This window comes from Kitasatospora sp. NPDC001660 (assembly GCF_053596725.1).
Window position 1 is genome coordinate 75,443 of the sequence record NZ_JBSFGU010000001.1, and the last position, 15,731, is coordinate 91,173.

At 71.3% G+C, this 15,731-nt stretch carries 14 protein-coding genes; 6 read left to right on the forward strand and 8 right to left on the reverse strand.

The window, feature by feature from the left end; translation table 11 throughout:
• Positions 1 to 282 precede the first annotated feature (282 nt).
• Positions 283 to 678 (reverse strand): SsgA family sporulation/cell division regulator, encoded by a 396-nt coding sequence (locus ACWCXH_RS00350; protein WP_449799054.1) that lies wholly within the window; start codon positions 676 to 678, stop codon positions 283 to 285.
• A 282-nt stretch (positions 679 to 960) separates the two neighbouring features.
• Entirely contained in the window at positions 961 to 1,401 is a 441-nt protein-coding gene (locus ACWCXH_RS00355) for an SRPBCC family protein (RefSeq protein WP_449799055.1), read from the reverse strand.
• A gap of 257 nt (positions 1,402 to 1,658) precedes the next feature.
• Between ACWCXH_RS00355 and ACWCXH_RS00360 the strand changes: the two genes are divergently transcribed.
• From ACWCXH_RS00360 to dnaE, 4 genes are all read left to right on the forward strand, one after another.
• Positions 1,659 to 2,576, forward strand: coding sequence for a SigB/SigF/SigG family RNA polymerase sigma factor (locus tag ACWCXH_RS00360; RefSeq protein WP_449799056.1), 918 nt, complete (start codon positions 1,659 to 1,661; stop codon positions 2,574 to 2,576).
• A gap of 109 nt (positions 2,577 to 2,685) precedes the next feature.
• On the forward strand, positions 2,686 to 3,168 hold the full coding sequence (locus tag ACWCXH_RS00365) for an STAS domain-containing protein (RefSeq protein ID WP_449799057.1): 483 nt from the start codon (positions 2,686 to 2,688) through the stop codon (positions 3,166 to 3,168).
• Positions 3,169 to 3,286: 118 nt separating this feature from the next.
• Positions 3,287 to 3,754 carry an ATP-binding protein gene (locus ACWCXH_RS00370; RefSeq protein WP_449799058.1) on the forward strand — a complete coding sequence of 156 codons (468 nt, stop codon included), beginning with the start codon at positions 3,287 to 3,289 and terminating at the stop codon, positions 3,752 to 3,754.
• Positions 3,755 to 4,017: 263 nt separating this feature from the next.
• Positions 4,018 to 7,584, forward strand: coding sequence for a DNA polymerase III subunit alpha (dnaE, locus tag ACWCXH_RS00375; protein ID WP_449799059.1), 3,567 nt, complete (start codon positions 4,018 to 4,020; stop codon positions 7,582 to 7,584).
• A 165-nt stretch (positions 7,585 to 7,749) separates the two neighbouring features.
• Here the strand turns inward: dnaE and ACWCXH_RS00380 are convergent, their stop codons facing one another.
• Genes ACWCXH_RS00380 through ACWCXH_RS00400 form a run of 5 tightly spaced genes read right to left on the reverse strand, consistent with a single transcriptional unit; the run spans position 7,750 to position 13,559 of the window.
• Complete coding sequence (locus tag ACWCXH_RS00380) at positions 7,750 to 8,517, reverse strand: 3-oxoacyl-ACP reductase (protein WP_449799060.1); 768 nt, start codon at positions 8,515 to 8,517, stop codon at positions 7,750 to 7,752.
• Positions 8,518 to 8,522: 5 nt separating this feature from the next.
• Positions 8,523 to 9,896, reverse strand: coding sequence for an aldehyde dehydrogenase family protein (locus tag ACWCXH_RS00385; RefSeq protein WP_449799061.1), 1,374 nt, complete (start codon positions 9,894 to 9,896; stop codon positions 8,523 to 8,525).
• Positions 9,893 to 10,642, reverse strand: coding sequence for a gamma-glutamyl-gamma-aminobutyrate hydrolase family protein (locus tag ACWCXH_RS00390; RefSeq protein ID WP_449799062.1), 750 nt, complete (start codon positions 10,640 to 10,642; stop codon positions 9,893 to 9,895). Before ACWCXH_RS00390 ends, ACWCXH_RS00385 begins: the two co-directional genes overlap by 4 nt.
• Positions 10,639 to 11,997: a glutamine synthetase family protein gene (locus ACWCXH_RS00395; RefSeq protein ID WP_449799063.1), complete on the reverse strand. Its 1,359-nt coding sequence runs from the start codon at positions 11,995 to 11,997 to the stop codon at positions 10,639 to 10,641. The genes ACWCXH_RS00390 and ACWCXH_RS00395 overlap by 4 nt, the downstream gene beginning before the upstream one ends.
• A complete protein-coding gene (locus ACWCXH_RS00400; RefSeq protein ID WP_449799064.1) occupies positions 11,994 to 13,559 on the reverse strand; it encodes an amino acid permease in 1,566 nt (521 codons plus the stop codon). Before ACWCXH_RS00400 ends, ACWCXH_RS00395 begins: the two co-directional genes overlap by 4 nt.
• A 213-nt stretch (positions 13,560 to 13,772) precedes the next feature.
• On the opposite strand from ACWCXH_RS00400, the gene ACWCXH_RS00405 reads away from it, so the two are divergent.
• Entirely contained in the window at positions 13,773 to 14,522 is a 750-nt protein-coding gene (locus ACWCXH_RS00405; protein ID WP_449799065.1) for a FadR/GntR family transcriptional regulator, read from the forward strand.
• A gap of 346 nt (positions 14,523 to 14,868) precedes the next feature.
• Here ACWCXH_RS00405 and ACWCXH_RS00410 read toward each other — a convergent pair whose 3' ends face one another.
• Entirely contained in the window at positions 14,869 to 15,072 is a 204-nt protein-coding gene (locus ACWCXH_RS00410; protein WP_449799066.1) for a cold-shock protein, read from the reverse strand.
• 420 nt (positions 15,073 to 15,492) lie between these two features.
• Here ACWCXH_RS00410 and ACWCXH_RS00415 point away from each other — a divergent pair, with 420 nt between their 5' ends.
• Entirely contained in the window at positions 15,493 to 15,720 is a 228-nt protein-coding gene (locus ACWCXH_RS00415) for a hypothetical protein (protein ID WP_449799067.1), read from the forward strand.
• The last annotated feature ends 11 nt before the right edge of the window (positions 15,721 to 15,731 follow it).

Sequence of the window (15,731 nt, forward strand, 5' to 3'; positions counted from 1 at the left end):
GCTGCGGCGCGGCCGGTTCGGGCACGGGCCGGAGGGGATCCGGCTCCGGGAGCGGATCCGGCGGGGGCTCGGGCGAGCCGGGCGGCGGTGGGGGGTCGGGCACCAGGGGCGGGCCGGGCGGCCTGGTCGGATCCGGCGGGGCCGGGGGCTCCGGCGGGAGCGGCGGCGGTGGCGGAAGGCCGGGCCCGGCGGGGGTGAGGGTCATGGGCTCCTCTCCTCTCGGTCGAATCGGTCGAATCGGTTGAGCCGGTTGAGCCGGTCGAATCGGTCGCTTCGGTGCGGTCACGCGTCCAGCAGGCCCCTCAGGCCTTGGTCCCAGTCGATCCGGGTGTGTTCGAGCCCGGGCGGGACGATGCGGGCGGCGGCGGCCAGGAACCGGGCGACCGCGTCGGCGGAGGCGGCGAGCAGGGCGACGCCCTCGTCGCCGGCGAGCGCGATCAGGACGTAGGCGTCGGCGAACGGTGCGACGTGGACGTCGCCCTCCCCCACGGGCACGTGGAGGCCGGCGACGAGCAGGTCGCGCGAGAGCGTCCACACCGCGTCGGGCTGGTAGGACGCGAAGTCCAGGGCTATCGCGTGCGGTTCGTCGGACCGGTAGGACCAGCCGACTTCCAGGAGCCGGCTGCGTTCGTCGCCGGTCATGAGTCGCATGGTGATCCGGGTGGCAAGACGTTCCATGGGGCGGTTCCCCTTTCCCGGGTTCGTCGGGACGGGACGACCGCAGGCTGTCCCGGCCCGTCCGTGTGTGGTGTCCGGTTGTCCGGCGCGTCCGGCAGTACGGCCTTCCTGCCGCAGGGTCAGAACTCCCGGGTGTCACGGCGCTGGTTCATGACTGCCTCCGCTCCTCTCCTCGCGGGCCGGGCCCGCGTCGTACGGGCCCGGCTGGTCGTGCCCGGTCGGCTGCCCCGGATGCCGCGGTTCATGCCACCCGATCGGAGGACCGCCCGGGACGTCCGGCGTTCAGGCGCACGGCGCTGGGCCGCTGCTGCTGCGCTCGACGTGGTGCTTGAAGTCGTTCAGGTCGTCGATGACGCGGCGGTCGACGAAGCCGAGCGCCTCGACGAGGTGCTCCCAGAGCCCGCGCGGCTCGATCTCCAGCTGGAGCATGACGCGGGTGGTCCGGTCGTCCACCTTGTGGAAGGTGACGACGCCGCTGTGGCGCACCGGGCCGGTCCCGCCGTCCCAGGCCACCCGCTCGCCCTCCACGACCTCCGTGGTCACGGCCTCGAACTCCCGGCGGCCGCCTGCCGTCACGACCACCCAGCTGCTGTTCCCGGGGCCGGACACGTCGACGCTCACCACGCCGCGCATGAACCGCGGGAAGTCCTCGCACCGCACCCAGCGCCCGTAGACCTCGCCGCGCGGCGCCGCTATCTCGACCGACTCCTCGATCCGTCCCATGCGCTTCTCCTCCTCGGCCTCCGTACCTGCCCCCCGACGCCGCCCGGGTGGCGGCCCACGGGTGCCCGGGTGCCCCGATCCCCGCCCGGCATGCACGGTGCGGCGCCTCCACTACGGTCCGTCCACGAATCGCCCGCCATGACGCCCTATCCGCCGCCCACCCGGCCGTTCACACAACCCTCACGACGGCAACCGGCATGGACCCGGCCTCGACGGGTACCCGGGGACGGACCGTACGCCGAGGGGAAAGGACCGACATGGCCACGACCAGTGACGAACTCCTCCACCGCGCGACAGGCCCGGCTCCGGACGAGGCCCCGCCGGTCGGCGCGCCCGGAAACCTGTGCGCCATCGCCCCCGGGCCCGACGGCATCCCCGAGCTCGACGGCATCGAGGACCCCCGCCACGTCGCGCCCGCCGATGCTCGCGAGCTGACCCGGGTGCTGCTGGTCAGGCTTTCGACGCTGGAGGAGGGCACCCGCGAGTACTCGTACGTGCGTGCCACGCTGATCGAGCTCAACCTGTCGCTGGTCCGGTTCGCGATCCGCCGCGTGGGCAACCGCCGGGAGCCCGTCGAGGACCTGATACAGGTCGGCTCGGTCGGCCTGATCAAGGCGATCGACCGCTTCGACCCCGACCACGGCGCGGAGTTCACCACCTTCGCCCTGCCGACCATCCTCGGCGAGATCCGCCGCCACTTCCGCGACGCCACCTGGGCCGTGCACGTGCCGCGGCGGCTGCAGGAGCTGCGCATCACCCTCGCGAAGTCCCGCGACGAGCTGTTCCAGCGCCTGGGCCGCGCGCCGACGGTGCCCGAGATCGCCGAACACCTCGGCCTGTCGGAGGAGGAGGTGACCGAGGGTCTCGCCGCCGCCAACGGCCACACCGCGGGCTCCCTGGACGCCCCCGCCACCGAGGGCCAGGAGGAGCCGAACCCGCTCGCCCAGCGCCTCGGCGAGGAGGACCCGCGGTTCGGCACCGTCGAGGACCTGATCGTCCTCAAGCCCCTCATCACCGCCCTGCCGGAGCGCGACCGGCTCCTCCTGGCCATGCGCTTCGGCGAGGACCTCACCCAGTCCCAGATCGGCGCCCGCCTCGGACTGTCCCAGATGCACGTCTCCCGACTCCTCAACCGCCTGCTGAAGAAACTCCACGCGAACCTCACCGCCCCCTGAGCCGGCCCCCCGCACTCCCGCGTCGCCGCGCACGCCACCCACGGCCTTGGCCGTGCCCGGGTGGCGTGCGTACGCTCATGGAGCACACCCGTGGAGGGGAAACACGACGATGCCCGCAGAGAACGAGCCCGCGACCGTGCCGACCACCGCATTCCCCGACCCCTTCCAGCCGAGCGCCACCCCCCGGCCCGACCTGGTCGTGGACACCCGGCACACCGACGCCCGGGCGGCCGTCTGCGCGCTGGCGGGCGACCTCGACATCGAGACCCTGGAGCCCGCCAGGAACGCGTTCGACGACCTGGTGCGGCAGCGCCCGCCGCTGCTCGTCGTCGACCTCGGGCTCGTCGACTTCTGTGACTCCTCCGGCCTGAACCTGCTGCTGCGGACCCGGATGGCAGCCATCGCGGCGGACATCGAGTTCCGCCTCGCGGCGCCGTCCGCCACCGTGCTGCGGCTGCTCGAACTGACCTGTGCCGACAGCGTGTTCTCGCTCCACCCGTCCGTGGACGCGGCGCTCGCCGCACCGCTGCGACCGGCGGCCCGAACCCGGACGGCGCCCGGCGCGGTCGATTCCGGCCGACGGCGCGCATGATCCGGAAGCGGCCGGGAAGCCGAGCAGACGAAGCACGACGAGACAGACGTAGCAGACTCAGCAGCCTCGACAGCCTCAACAGACGAAACGGACCGCGACGCCGAAGGGGAACCCGCACATGACGACCAGCCGGGCAACCCTGGACGACGACCGGCCGGGCACCGGCCCCACGCTGCCGCCCGGCGGACAGCGCCGGCACCTGCACCTGGCCGGGCAGCCGAAGCCCGTCGCCCGCGCCCGGGCGTACGCCGCGCAGGCCGTAGCCGACTGGTCGTGGCCGACGGGCCCCTCCGGCGGGGACGACATCGCGCTCCTCGTCGCCGAGCTGGTCGCCAACGCCATGCTGCACGCCGGCGGCCCGGTGGACCTCGTCCTCGACGCCTCCGAGACCCGCCTGCGCATCGAGGTCACCGACCGCTCGACCGTCCTGCCCGAACCGCGCCGCCCCCACCGCCCGGGCCTGCCCGGCGGGCACGGCCTCTTCATCGTCCAGAACGCCGCGACGCGCTGGGGCGCCCAGCCGCACGCCGAAGGCAAGACGGTCTGGGCCGAGATCGACGCCGTGCCGCCGCGCCCCGGCGACTGACCGGCCGCGCCTCGGTCATCAAACGGCCCTGACGGCGGCGACCGCAGACCGGATCCGCTCAACCGACACGTCCGGGGGCAGTCGTCACCGCGCAGCACAACTCGGCGGATCAACGCCTTGTCAAGGCCGCGGGAAGGATCCGTCAAAGTCTCCGCCGCGAAAGCCCCTTGCGGCGCGTCGTCCGCGCCGACCCGCTAGCCTGGGCCGCTCCTTCCCCCCGCGATCCCCGCGATCCCCGAGATCCCTCCGAGGAGCACAGCGCCGTGTCCGACAGCTTCGCGCACCTGCACGTCCACACCGAGTACTCGATGCTGGACGGGGCGGCGAAGAACGGCAAGCTGTTCGCCGAGGCGGAGAGACAGGGCATGCCCGCCATCGCGATGAGCGACCACGGCAACATGTTCGGCGCGTACGAGTTCTTCCACGCCGCCGCGAAGACGGCCGTGAAGCCGATCATCGGCATCGAGGCGTACGTCGCGCCGGCCTCGCGCTTCCTGAAGAAGCAGGTGTTCTGGTCCCCCGGCGGCCAGCGCCCGTCCGGCGCCGACGGCGAGGGCGGCAAGGACGTCTCCGGCGGCGGCCGCTACACCCACATGACGATGTGGGCGCGGAACGCGACCGGCCTGCGGAACCTCTTCCGGCTCTCCTCGCTCGCGTCGATGGAGGGCTACTACATGAAGCCCCGCATGGACCGCGAGCTGATCGCCGCCAACGCGGACGGCATCATCGCCACCACCGGCTGCCCCTCCGGCGAGGTGCAGACCCGGCTGCGCCTCGGCCAGTACGACGAGGCGGTCAAGGCGGCCGGCGCCTACCAGGACATCTTCGGCAAGGAGAACTACTTCCTGGAGCTGATGGACCACGGCCTGGACATCGAGCGCGAGGTCCGCTCCGACCTGCTGCGGCTGGCCAAGCAGCTGGACATCCCGCTGCTGGCGACCAACGACTCGCACTACGTGACCGCCGACCAGGCCGACGCCCACGACAGCCTGCTGTGCGTCGGCGTGGGCAAGAACAAGGACGACCCGAACCGGTTCAAGTTCCAGGGCACCGGCTACTACGTGAAGACCTCCGCCGAGATGCGCGAGCTCTTCCGCGAGCTGCCCGAGGCCTGCGACAACACCCTCGCGATCGCCGAACGCGTCGAGTCCTACGACGAGGTGTTCACCTACGTCGACCGGATGCCCCAGTTCGACGTGCCCGAGGGCGAGACCCAGGCCTCGTACCTGCGCAAGAAGATCGACATCGGTCTGAAGGCCCGTTACGGGGACAGCCCGAGCCAGGAGGTGCTCGACCGGATCGAGCTGGAGATGGGCGTGATCACCCCGATGGGGTTCGACGCCTACTTCCTCGTGGTCGCCGACATCTGCCAGTACGGGCGCGACAACGGCATCCCGGTCGGCCCCGGCCGCGGTTCGGCGGCCGGCTCGATGGTCGCCTACCTGACCGGGATCACCCAGCTGGACCCGCTGGAGCACGACCTCCTCTTCGAGCGCTTCCTCAACCCCGAGCGCATCAACCCCCCGGACGTCGACATCGACTTCGACGACCGCCAGCGCGACCAGATGGTCCGCTACGTGACCGAGAAGTACGGCGCCGCCTACACGGCCCAGGTCAACACCTTCGGCACCATCAAGGCCAAGGCCGCCGTGAAGGACGCCAACCGCATCCTCGGCTACCCGTTCTCCATGGGCGACCGGATCACCAAGGCGATGCCCCCGGACGTCATGGGCAAGGGCGTGCCGCTGGCCGACCTGTTCGACGAGAAGCACCCCCGCTACAACGAGGGCACCGAGATCCGGGCGCTGTACGAGAACGAGCCGGACGTCCGGAAGATCATCGACACCGGCCGGGGCATCGAGGGCCTCATCCGCGGCACCGGCGTGCACGCCGCCGCCGTCATCCTGTCCTCGACCCCGCTGCTCGACCTGATCCCGCTGCACATGCGGGACAAGGACGGCGTGATCATCACCGGCTTCGACTACCCGTCGTGCGAAGCCATGGGCCTGATCAAGATGGACTTCCTGGGTCTGCGGAACCTGGGCATCATCGACCACTGCATCAAGATCATCAAGGCCAACCGGGGCGTCGACGTCTCCATCGAGGACGTCCCGCTCGACGACCCCACCACCTACCAGCTGCTCGCCCGCGGCGACACCCTCGGCGTCTTCCAGCTCGACGGCGGGCCCATGCGCGCCCTCCTGCGGCTGATGAAGCCCACCGAGTTCGCCGACATCTCCGCCGTCTCCGCGCTCTACCGGCCCGGCCCGATGGGCATGAACTCGCACACCAACTACGCGCTGCGCAAGAACGCCCAGCAGGAGATCATCCCGATCCACCCCGAGCTGGAGGCCCCGCTCGCCGACGTCCTCGGCCCCACCTACGGCCTGATCGTCTACCAGGAGCAGGTCCAGCGCGCCGCCCAGGTGCTCGCCGGCTACTCGCTCGGCCAGGCCGACCTGCTGCGCCGCGCCATGGGCAAGAAGAAGAAGGAAGTCCTGGAGAAGGAGTTCATCCCCTTCCAGGCCGGCTGCCGCGAGCGCGGCTACTCCGACGAGGCCATCAAGGCCGTCTGGGACGTCCTCGTCCCGTTCGCCGGCTACGCGTTCAACAAGTCGCACTCCGCCGCGTACGGCCTGGTCTCGTACCAGACCGCCTACCTGAAGGCCAACTACCCCGCCGAGTACATGGCCGCGCTGCTCACCTCGGTCGCCGACGACAAGGACAAGATGGCGGTCTACCTGGCCGAGTGCCGGCAGATGGGCATCAAGATCCTCTCCCCCGACGTCAACGAGTCGGTGGTCGACTTCACCGCCGTCGGCAGCGACGTCCGCTTCGGCCTCAAGGCCGTCCGCAACGTCGGCGTGCCCGTGATCGACTCCCTGGTGCGCACCCGCGAGGAGAACGGCAAGTACACCTCCTTCCCCGACTTCCTGGACAAGGTCGAGCTGGTGGTCTGCAACAAGCGCACCGTCGACTCCCTGGTCAAGGCGGGCGCCTTCGACTCGCTCGGGCACACCCGGCTCTCGCTCAGCACCGTGCACGAGAGCGCGATCGACGCCGTCACCGGCGTGAAGAAGCAGCAGGCCATCGGCCAGGACGACCTGTTCGGCGCACTGGACGCCGGCGACGGCGCCGGCCCGGGCATCGGGCTGGACTTCCAGCTCACCGACCAGGAGTGGCCCCGCCGCCAACTCCTCGCCCTGGAACGCGAGATGCTGGGCCTGTACGTCTCCAGCCACCCGCTCGACGGCGCCGAGCACATCCTCTCCCAGAACCGCGACACCTCGATCGTCGAACTCCTCGGCTCCGGCCGCTCCGAGGGCGAGGTCCGCCTCTCCGGCCTGATCACCGCCGTGGACCGGCGCATCAACAAGGCGGGCAACGCCTGGGCGATCATCACCGTCGCCGACCGCGACGGCTCGGTCGAAGTCCTGTTCTTCCCCGCGACCTACAACCTCATGGCCGAGCAGATGATCGAGGACAACGTGGTCTCGGTCCGCGGCCGCCTCAACGAACGCGACGGATCGCTCAGCATCTTCGGCCAGGACATCACCACGCTCGACGTCTCCTCCGCCGAACTCGGCACCAAGCCGCCCGTGCAGATCACCGTCCCGGCCTCCCGGCTCACCCCCCAGGTGGTCGCCGAACTCAAACTCGCCCTCCAGGCCCACCCCGGCGACGTCCCCGTCCGCCTGCTGACCACCAACTGGGACAAGAACACCCTCTACGAGCTCGGCTTCCTGGTGAACCCCGACAACGGCCTCGCCTCGGACATCAAGACCCTCCTCGGCAATCGCGCCTGGGCGGGCGCCGCCGTGCGGGCCTGAGCCAGGGGATCAGCCCGGCGCCGCCGGCGGGTCGTCCGACCAGCCGGGGGCGCCGCGGTCCTCCGGCTGCTCGCGCAGCCGGAGGGCATCGCCGTTCCCCCATGCTGAGACGGCCCGCCCGCCCCTGTCATGGGGGCGGACGAGCCGGCGGCGGCCTCGCGGGAACTACTGCGGCGTCACGTACGCGCCGGAGATGCCGCCGTCGACGAGGAAGGTGTTGGCGGTCATGAAGGACGAGTCGTCGGAGGCGAGGAAGGCCACCGCGGCGGCGATCTCCTCGGGTTCGGCGAAGCGGCCGAGCGGGATGTGGACCAGGCGGCGGGCGGCCCGCTCCGGGTCCTTGGCGAACAGCTCCTGCAGCAGCGGGGTGTTCACCGGACCGGGGCAGAGCGCGTTGACCCGGATGCCCTCGCGGGCGAACTGCACGCCCAGCTCGCGGGACATCGCCAGCACGCCGCCCTTGGAGGCGCTGTAGGAGATCTGCGACGTGGCCGCGCCCATCACGGCGACGAACGAGGCGGTGTTGATGATCGAGCCCTTGCCCTGCCGCTGCATGTGCGGGATCGCGTACTTGCAGCACAGGTAGACGCTGGTGAGGTTGACCTCCTGGACGCGCTTCCAGGCGTCCAGGCCGGTGGTGAGGATGGAGTCGTCGTCCGGCGGGGAGATGCCCGCGTTGTTGAAGGCGATGTCGAGCCGGCCGTACTCGTCGACGGCCCGCTGGAAGAGGTCGCGCACCGCGTCCTCGTCGGTGACGTCGGCCTGGACGAACAGGCCGTCGACCTCGTTCGCGGCCTTGGCTCCGGTCTCGGCGTCGAGGTCGACGCAGACCACCCTGGCCCCCTCGGCGGCGAACCGGCGGGCGGTGGCCAGGCCGATGCCGCTGCCCGCGCCGGTGATGACGGCCACCCGGCCGTCGAGTCGCTGGGTCATGCTGATCACTCCTCCGTGGAGATGAAGACGTTCTTGGTCTGGGTGAAGGCGTCGAGGGCGTCCGGGCCGAGCTCGCGGCCGAGACCGGACTGCTTGAAGCCGCCGAAGGGGGTCGAGTAGCGCACCGAGGAGTGCGAGTTGACGGACAGGTTGCCGGCCTCGACGCCGCGGGAGACGCGCAGCGCGCGGCCGAGGTCCCTGGTCCAGATGGAGCCGGACAGGCCGTACTCGGTGGCGTTCGCGATGCGCAGGGCGTCCTGCTCGTCGCGGAACGGGACGACGGCGACGACCGGGCCGAAGATCTCCTCGGTGAAGGCGCGGTCGTCGTGCCGCACGGGTGCGAGCACGGTCGGCGGGTACCAGAAGCCGGGCCCCCCGGGGGCGGTGCCGCGGAAGGCGACGGCCGACTCGTCCGGGACGTAGGAGGAGACCCGCGTCCGGTGGGCGGCGGAGATGAGCGGGCCCATCTCGGTCTTCTCATCGGCCGGGTCGCCCACCCGGACACCCCGGACGGCGGGTTCCAGGAGCGCCAGGAAGTCGTCGAACACGGACGCCTCGACCAGGATCCGGGAGCGGGCGCAGCAGTCCTGGCCGGCGTTGTCGAAGACCGCGTAGGGCGCGGTGGCGGCGGCCTTGGCGAGGTCCGCGTCGGCGAAGACGATGTTGGCGCTCTTGCCGCCGAGTTCGAGGGTGACGGGTTTGACCTGGGCGGCGCAGCCCGCCATGACCTCCTTGCCGACCCCGGTCGAGCCGGTGAACACCACCTTGCGCACGTCGGGGTGGGTGACGAAGCGCTGTCCGACCACCGGGCCGCGGCCGGGCAGGATCTGCAGCACGCCTTCCGGGATCCCGGCCTGGAGGGCGAGTTCGCCCAGCCGCAGGGCGGTGAGCGGGGTGAGTTCGGCCGGTTTGACGATGACGGTGTTGCCTGCGGCGAGGGCCGGGGCCAGGGCCCAGGCGGCGATCGGCATCGGGAAGTTCCACGGCACGATGACGCCGACCACGCCGATCGGCTCCTGGAAGGTGACGTCGATGCCGCCGGCCACCGGGATCTGGCGGCCGAACAGCCGCTCGGGGGCGGCGGCGTAGTACTCGATGACGTCGCGCGCGTTGCCGGCCTCCCAGCGGGCGTTGCCGATGGTGTGGCCGGCGTTGGCGACCTCCAGTGCGGCGAGGTGCTCGCGGTCGGCGTCGACGGCGGCGGCGAAGGCGCGCAGCAGCCGGGCCCGGTCGGCGGGGGCGACCCGGCGCCAGGTGTCGAAGGCGGCCTTGGCGCGGGCCACGGCGGCGTCGGTCTCGGCGAGGCCGGCTAGTTCGAGGGTGGTGATCACCTCCTCGGTGGCGGGGTTGACGACCTCGAAGAGGTCCGGTTGGGTCATCGGGCGGTCTCCCTCTGGCTGGCGGGCATGGAGCTGGCGGTGATGAAGGCGTGGAAGAGACGCTGGTCGTCGGGGTCGGTCTCCGGGTGCCACTGGACGCCCAACGCGAAGCGGCGCCCGGGCAGTTCGAGTGCCTCGATGGTCCCGTCCGCGCTCCGGGCGGTGGCCCGCAGCCCGGTGCCGACCCGGTCGACGGCCTGGTGGTGGTAGCAGGAGACCTCGGCCGAGGAACCGAGGGCGGCGGCGAGCCGGCTGCCGTCCGCCAGGCCGACCCGGTGGCGCACGAAGCGGGCGGGGACGATCTGGTGGCTCCCGTCGGGCAGGTGCTGGAGGAGGGTACCGCCGAGCTCGACGTTGAGCAGCTGCATGCCGCGGCAGACGCCGAGCAGCGGCAGGTCGCGGGCGAGGGCGCCGTGCAGGAGGCCGCTCTCCCAGTCGTCGCGGGCGTGGTGCGGCGCTCCGGTGCGCGGGTCGGCGGTCGCCGCGTACCGGGCCGGGTCGATGTCGGGCCCGCCGGCGAGGACGAGCCCGTCCAGCGCGTCGAGCACCGTGGCGGTCCCGCCCGGTTGCGGCGGCAGCAGCACCGGGGTGCCGCCCGCGCGGACGACGGCGTCGACGTACGTCTGCGGCACGAGCGAGGCTCGCTGGTGCCAGACGGACCAGGCGGCCTCGTCCTGGTAGCTGGTGATGCCGATCAGGGGCCTACGGCGGTCGTCGGTCACGTCGGTCACGTCGGTGCCGGTCACAGCCGCTCGAATCCGCGGCGCCGCTCCCAGTCGGTCACCGCCCGTTCGTAGGCGGCGAGTTCGGTCCGGCCGGCGTGGGTGTAGTGGCGGACGACGTCCTTGCCGAAGGCTTCGTCGGCGACGGCGCTGCGTTCGAAGGCGTCGACCGCGTCGCGCAGGGTGGCGGGCACCCGGGGCGCGTCGGAGGCGTAGGCGTTGCCGGTGAACTCCGGTTCGAGTTCGAGCTGTTGCTCGACGCCGTGCAGGCCCGCCGCGATCAGCGCGGCGACCGCGAGGTACGGGTTGACGTCGCCGCCGGGGACGCGGTTCTCGAAGCGCAGCGACGGGCCGTGGCCGACCACGCGCAGGGCGCAGGTGCGGTTGTCGCGGCCCCACGCGATGGCGGTGGGCGCGAAGCTGCCGGGGACGTACCGCTTGTAGGAGTTGACGGTGGGGGCGAGCAGCAGGGCGAAGTCGGCCAGGCAGGCGAGCTGGCCGGCCAGGAAGTGTTCCATGGTGCGGGAGAAGCCGTGCGGCCGGTCGCCGGCGAACACCGGGGCGCCCTGCTCGTCGCGCAGGCTGAGGTGGATGTGGCAGGAGTTGCCCTCGCGTTCGTCGTACTTCGCCATGAACGTGAGGCTGCAGCCCTCCTGGGCGGCGATCTCCTTGGCACCGGTCTTGTAGACCGCGTGGTTGTCGCAGGTGGTGAGGGCGTCGGCGTACTTGAAGGCGATCTCGTGCTGGCCGAGGTTGCACTCGCCCTTGGCGGACTCGACGGTGAGGCCTGCGCCGGCCATGCCGTTGCGCAGCCGGCGCAGGAGCGGCTCGATCCGGCCGGTGCCGAGGACGGAGTAGTCGACGTTGTACTGGTTGGCCGGAGTGAGCCGGGTGTAGTCCTTGTCCCAGGCCTGTTCGTAGCTGTCCCGGAAGACGATGAACTCCAGCTCGGTGGCGGCGTGGGCCTGCCAGCCGTAGCCCGCCAGCCGCTCGATCTGGCGTTGCAGGATCTGGCGCGGGGAGACGTCGACGGGGCGGCCGTCGTGGTGGGTGACGTCGCACTGGACCATCACCGTGGCGGGGTGCCAGGGCACGGCCCGCAGGGTGGCGAGGTCCGGGCGCAGCACCAGGTCGCCGTAGCCGTCCTCCCAGGAGGAGATCTGGTAGCCGTCCACGGTGTTCATGTCGACGTCGACGGCGAGCAGGTAGCCGCAGCCCTCCGCGGCACCCGGCACGACGTCGGTCAGGAAGTAGTCGGCGGCGACGCGTTTGCCCTGGAGGCGCCCCTGCATGTCGGTCATGGCGAGCACGACGGTGTCGACGGACCCGTCGGCCACGCGGGCGCGCAGCTCGTCGAGGGTGAGCCGGGGGCGGGTCATCGGACCTCCAGATCGGTTTCGCGTGCGTCGGGTTCGGGCGGCGTGCCGTGGACGACCGGCCCGGTGAACCAGTGCCGGGCGGAGACCAGCCACCACAGGCCGGCGAAGCCGACCACGACGACGACCGCGACGGGCGTGTAGTTGAAGCTCTCGGCGGTGATCGGGCTGACGGTGGGGAGCATGAACAGGACGGTGATCACGGCCGTCCAGCCGACCGCGACCGCGCCGATCGGCCCGCTCCAGCGGCCCAGGTGCCAGGGGCCGCGCGGGAACTCCCGGCCCTGGCGCAGCCGCAGGTACACCGGGATGACGTAGGAGATGTAGAGGCCGATGACGGAGATCGAGGTCACGGCGGTGTAGGCGGTGTTGTTCCACAGCGCGGGCAGGCCGAGCAGCAGCGCGCCGCCGGTGGCCAGCCAGACCGCGTTGGTGGGGGTCTGGGTGCGCGGGTCGATGCGGTGCCAGAGGGCGGAGCCGGGCAGTGCGCCGTCGCGGGAGAAGGCGTAGATCATGCGGGAGTTGGCGGTGACGGAGGCCATGCCGCAGAAGAACTGGGCTCCGATGACGACGAGCAGCAGGAACTCGGCTCCGCCGTTGCCGATCGCGTCGATGAAGATCTGCGCGGGCGGGACGTCGGTGGCGCTGTTGAGCGCGCCGTCGTAGTCGCGGATCGCGAAGGTGATGCCGAGCAGCAGGACCCAGCCCGCCGCCAGCGAGACGGTGATGGCGTTGACGATGCCGCGCGGGCCGGAGCGGGCGGCGTCGTGGGTCTCCTCGGTCATGTGCGCGGAGGCGTCGTAGCCGGTGAGGGTGTACTGGGCCATCAGCAGGCCGAGCATCGCGACGTAGAACTGGTTGTGGAAACCGGTGTTGTTCACGAACTCGGTGAAGACGAAGGACACGGAGGCGTGCCGTTCCGGCAGCAGGGCGAGCGCGCCGACGATGACCGCGACGCCGGCCAGGTGCCACCAGACGGACACGTTGTTGAGGACGGCGACCAGGCGCACCCCTCGGGTGTTGAGCAGGCCGTGCAACAGCAGGATGACGGCGAAGATCTCCACGGTGTGCGCGGGGCTCGCTTCGACGCCGAACTGGAGCGTGAGGAAGGCGTTGGTGAAGAAGGCGGCGCCGTAGTCGACGCCGGCGGTCACCGCGACCTGGCCGAGGAAGTTGAACCAGCCGGTGAACCAGCTCCAGGCCGGGCCGCGGCTGCGGGCCAGTTTGGCGGACCAGTAGTAGAGCCCGCCGGCGGTCGGGTAGCTGGAACAGATCTCGGCCATCGCCAGCCCGACGCAGAGCGTCAGCAGGCCGACCACCGGCCAACCCCAGATGATCATGGCCGGGCCGCCGGTGTTCATCCCCGTCCCGTACAGGGTCAGGCAGCCGGAGAGGATCGACACGATCGAGAAGGAGACGGCGAAGTTGGAGAAGCCCGACATCGAGCGGGCCAGTTCCTGGGTGTAGCCGAGCTCGCGGAGCCGCTGTTCGTCGGCGGAAACAGCGGGGGTGTTCTCCGGAAACACGGGCGGGGCAGGGTGGTCGGGTGAGCGTGCGTCGGTCATGGGCACCCCTGGGGGTTGAGGGTGTGCCGGGTGGCGCGCGGCCACGACGGCGTGGCGCGGCCGCTCCGGCGGGTTCGACGGTCGGACGGCTCTTCAATGGTCTGGAATCAGACCATTGGGTGGGTGAGCAGCATCGTTCCGGCTGGCCCGGGGCCACGTCAAGAGAGACGGGGGAACCAAGTCGAAGATCCCGCTCGTGGGTACGATTCCGGCGTGGACGTCGACGAAGCACGCGAGCGGGCGCGCCTGGACTGGCAGGCCGGGTCGATCTTCCGCCCGGTCCGGACCGGCAACGCCTTCGAGGAGACCGTCGAGCGCCTGCTCCAGGCGATCAAGCTCGGCGTCTTCGGCTTCGGCGACCGGCTGCCGGCCGAGCGCGAGCTGGCCGCCCGGCTCGGCGTCAGCCGCGAGACCCTGCGCGAGGCGCTGCAGACCCTCCAGCAGGCCGGCTGCGTCGAGTCCCGCCGCGGCCGCTACGGCGGCTCCTTCGTCACCTACCAGCTGCCCGCACCGGACGTCGCCGACCTGCGGCGGGCCGCCCGCGACCTCGGCGGCGAACTGGAGGACGCGCTGACCTACCGCCACGTGCTGGAGACCGGCGCCGCCGAAGCCGCCGCCCGGCGCGCCCTCTCCCCCGACCAGCAGGCCCACCTGGAGGGCCGGCTGACCGACCTGGAGGGCGCCCCGCCGGCGCGTTACCGGCAGCTGGACTCGCGCTTCCACCTGGCCATCGGCGAACTCACCGGCTCCCCCACCCTGGCCGCGGGCATCGCCGAGGCCCGGATGCGCCTCAACGACCTCCTCAACGCCATCCCGATGCTGGACCGCAACATCGAGCACGCCGCCGACCAGCACCGCGCGATGGTCCGGGCGATCCTGGCGGGCGACGCCGACGCCGCCCGCCGCGCCACCGAGGAGCACCTCGCCGCGACGGCCGCGCTGCTCCGGGGCTTCCTGACGTAAGGCGGGTCCACCCGAACGGCCCTGCCCGGACCGCGACCGGCGCCGCGTGGCACGAGGATGAGCCGTGGCACGATCCGAGAGGAACTCGGGATCATGGCGATGGACCCGGGCATCCGGGCCCTCCTCGGGACGTTCGACCTCACCGGCGTGCCCGTCGTCGACACCACCGTCACCCAGATGTACGGCGAGTTCGGGGAGTTCGCCCACTCCGCCCGTCCGGACCGACGAACCTCCGCGCCAGCCGCCCCACCCGGAACGCGTGCCGACGGTACGACAGAGGGGCCCGCACCGCGCATTGCGCACGGCACGGGCCCCTCTCTTCCGGACGAAAGCCCGGGCAGAAGACCTACAGCGGGCGGATGTTCTCGGCCTGCGGGCCCTTCTGGCCCTGCGTGACGTCGAACTCGACCTTCTGGCCCTCGAGCAGCTCGCGGAAACCGCTGGCGCTGATGTTCGAGTAGTGGGCGAACACGTCGGCGCCGCCCCCGTCCTGCTCGATGAAGCCGAAGCCCTTTTCCGAGTTGAACCACTTCACGGTGCCAGTAGCCATGAGAAATCCCCTTTGAGAGACTGTCCGAAGTCTGCACCATGCAGACTTTCGAGTCGCCGCGATGAGAACCCGCCGGGAAAGAGCCGGAAAACAAAAATGCGCCCGCAAAAATCAGCAGGCGCACACAAAGTTCATGGGAACCACTACTGCAACTAACTCGACTGTAGCAGGATCGGACCCTCCCGGGCGAATACTTCGCGTGAATTTTCTGGCCCACCCGGCCGGACATGACCTCCCCGCTCCAACCGGGACAGCAACAATCATCCCTTGTAGGGCAGTTGGCGTTGCCCACGCCCCACCCCAGCGCGGCAGAAAGTTTGCGCCAGAACGAGGGGATGAGCCAACCGGCCGACGCACGGCGGCGGATTCGGACCCTCCGGGACGGCCCGTTCCGCCGGTTTTCGGAGCATACTGACCAGGATGAGAAACTCACCGGCAGTCCGACACCCCCTGCCCACCAGCCCCTTCAAAGCCCGGCCCGCCGCACCGCCCAAGCGGTTCGCCGTGGGCGACCGCGTCACCCACGACAAGTACGGTCTCGGCCGCGTCATCGAGGTGGAGGACGGAGCCGACGCCGCAGTCCTCGTCGACTTCGGCCCACGACAGGAGCGGATCACCCCGCCGTACGCCAGGATGTTCACCCTCTGACCGACGCCCCG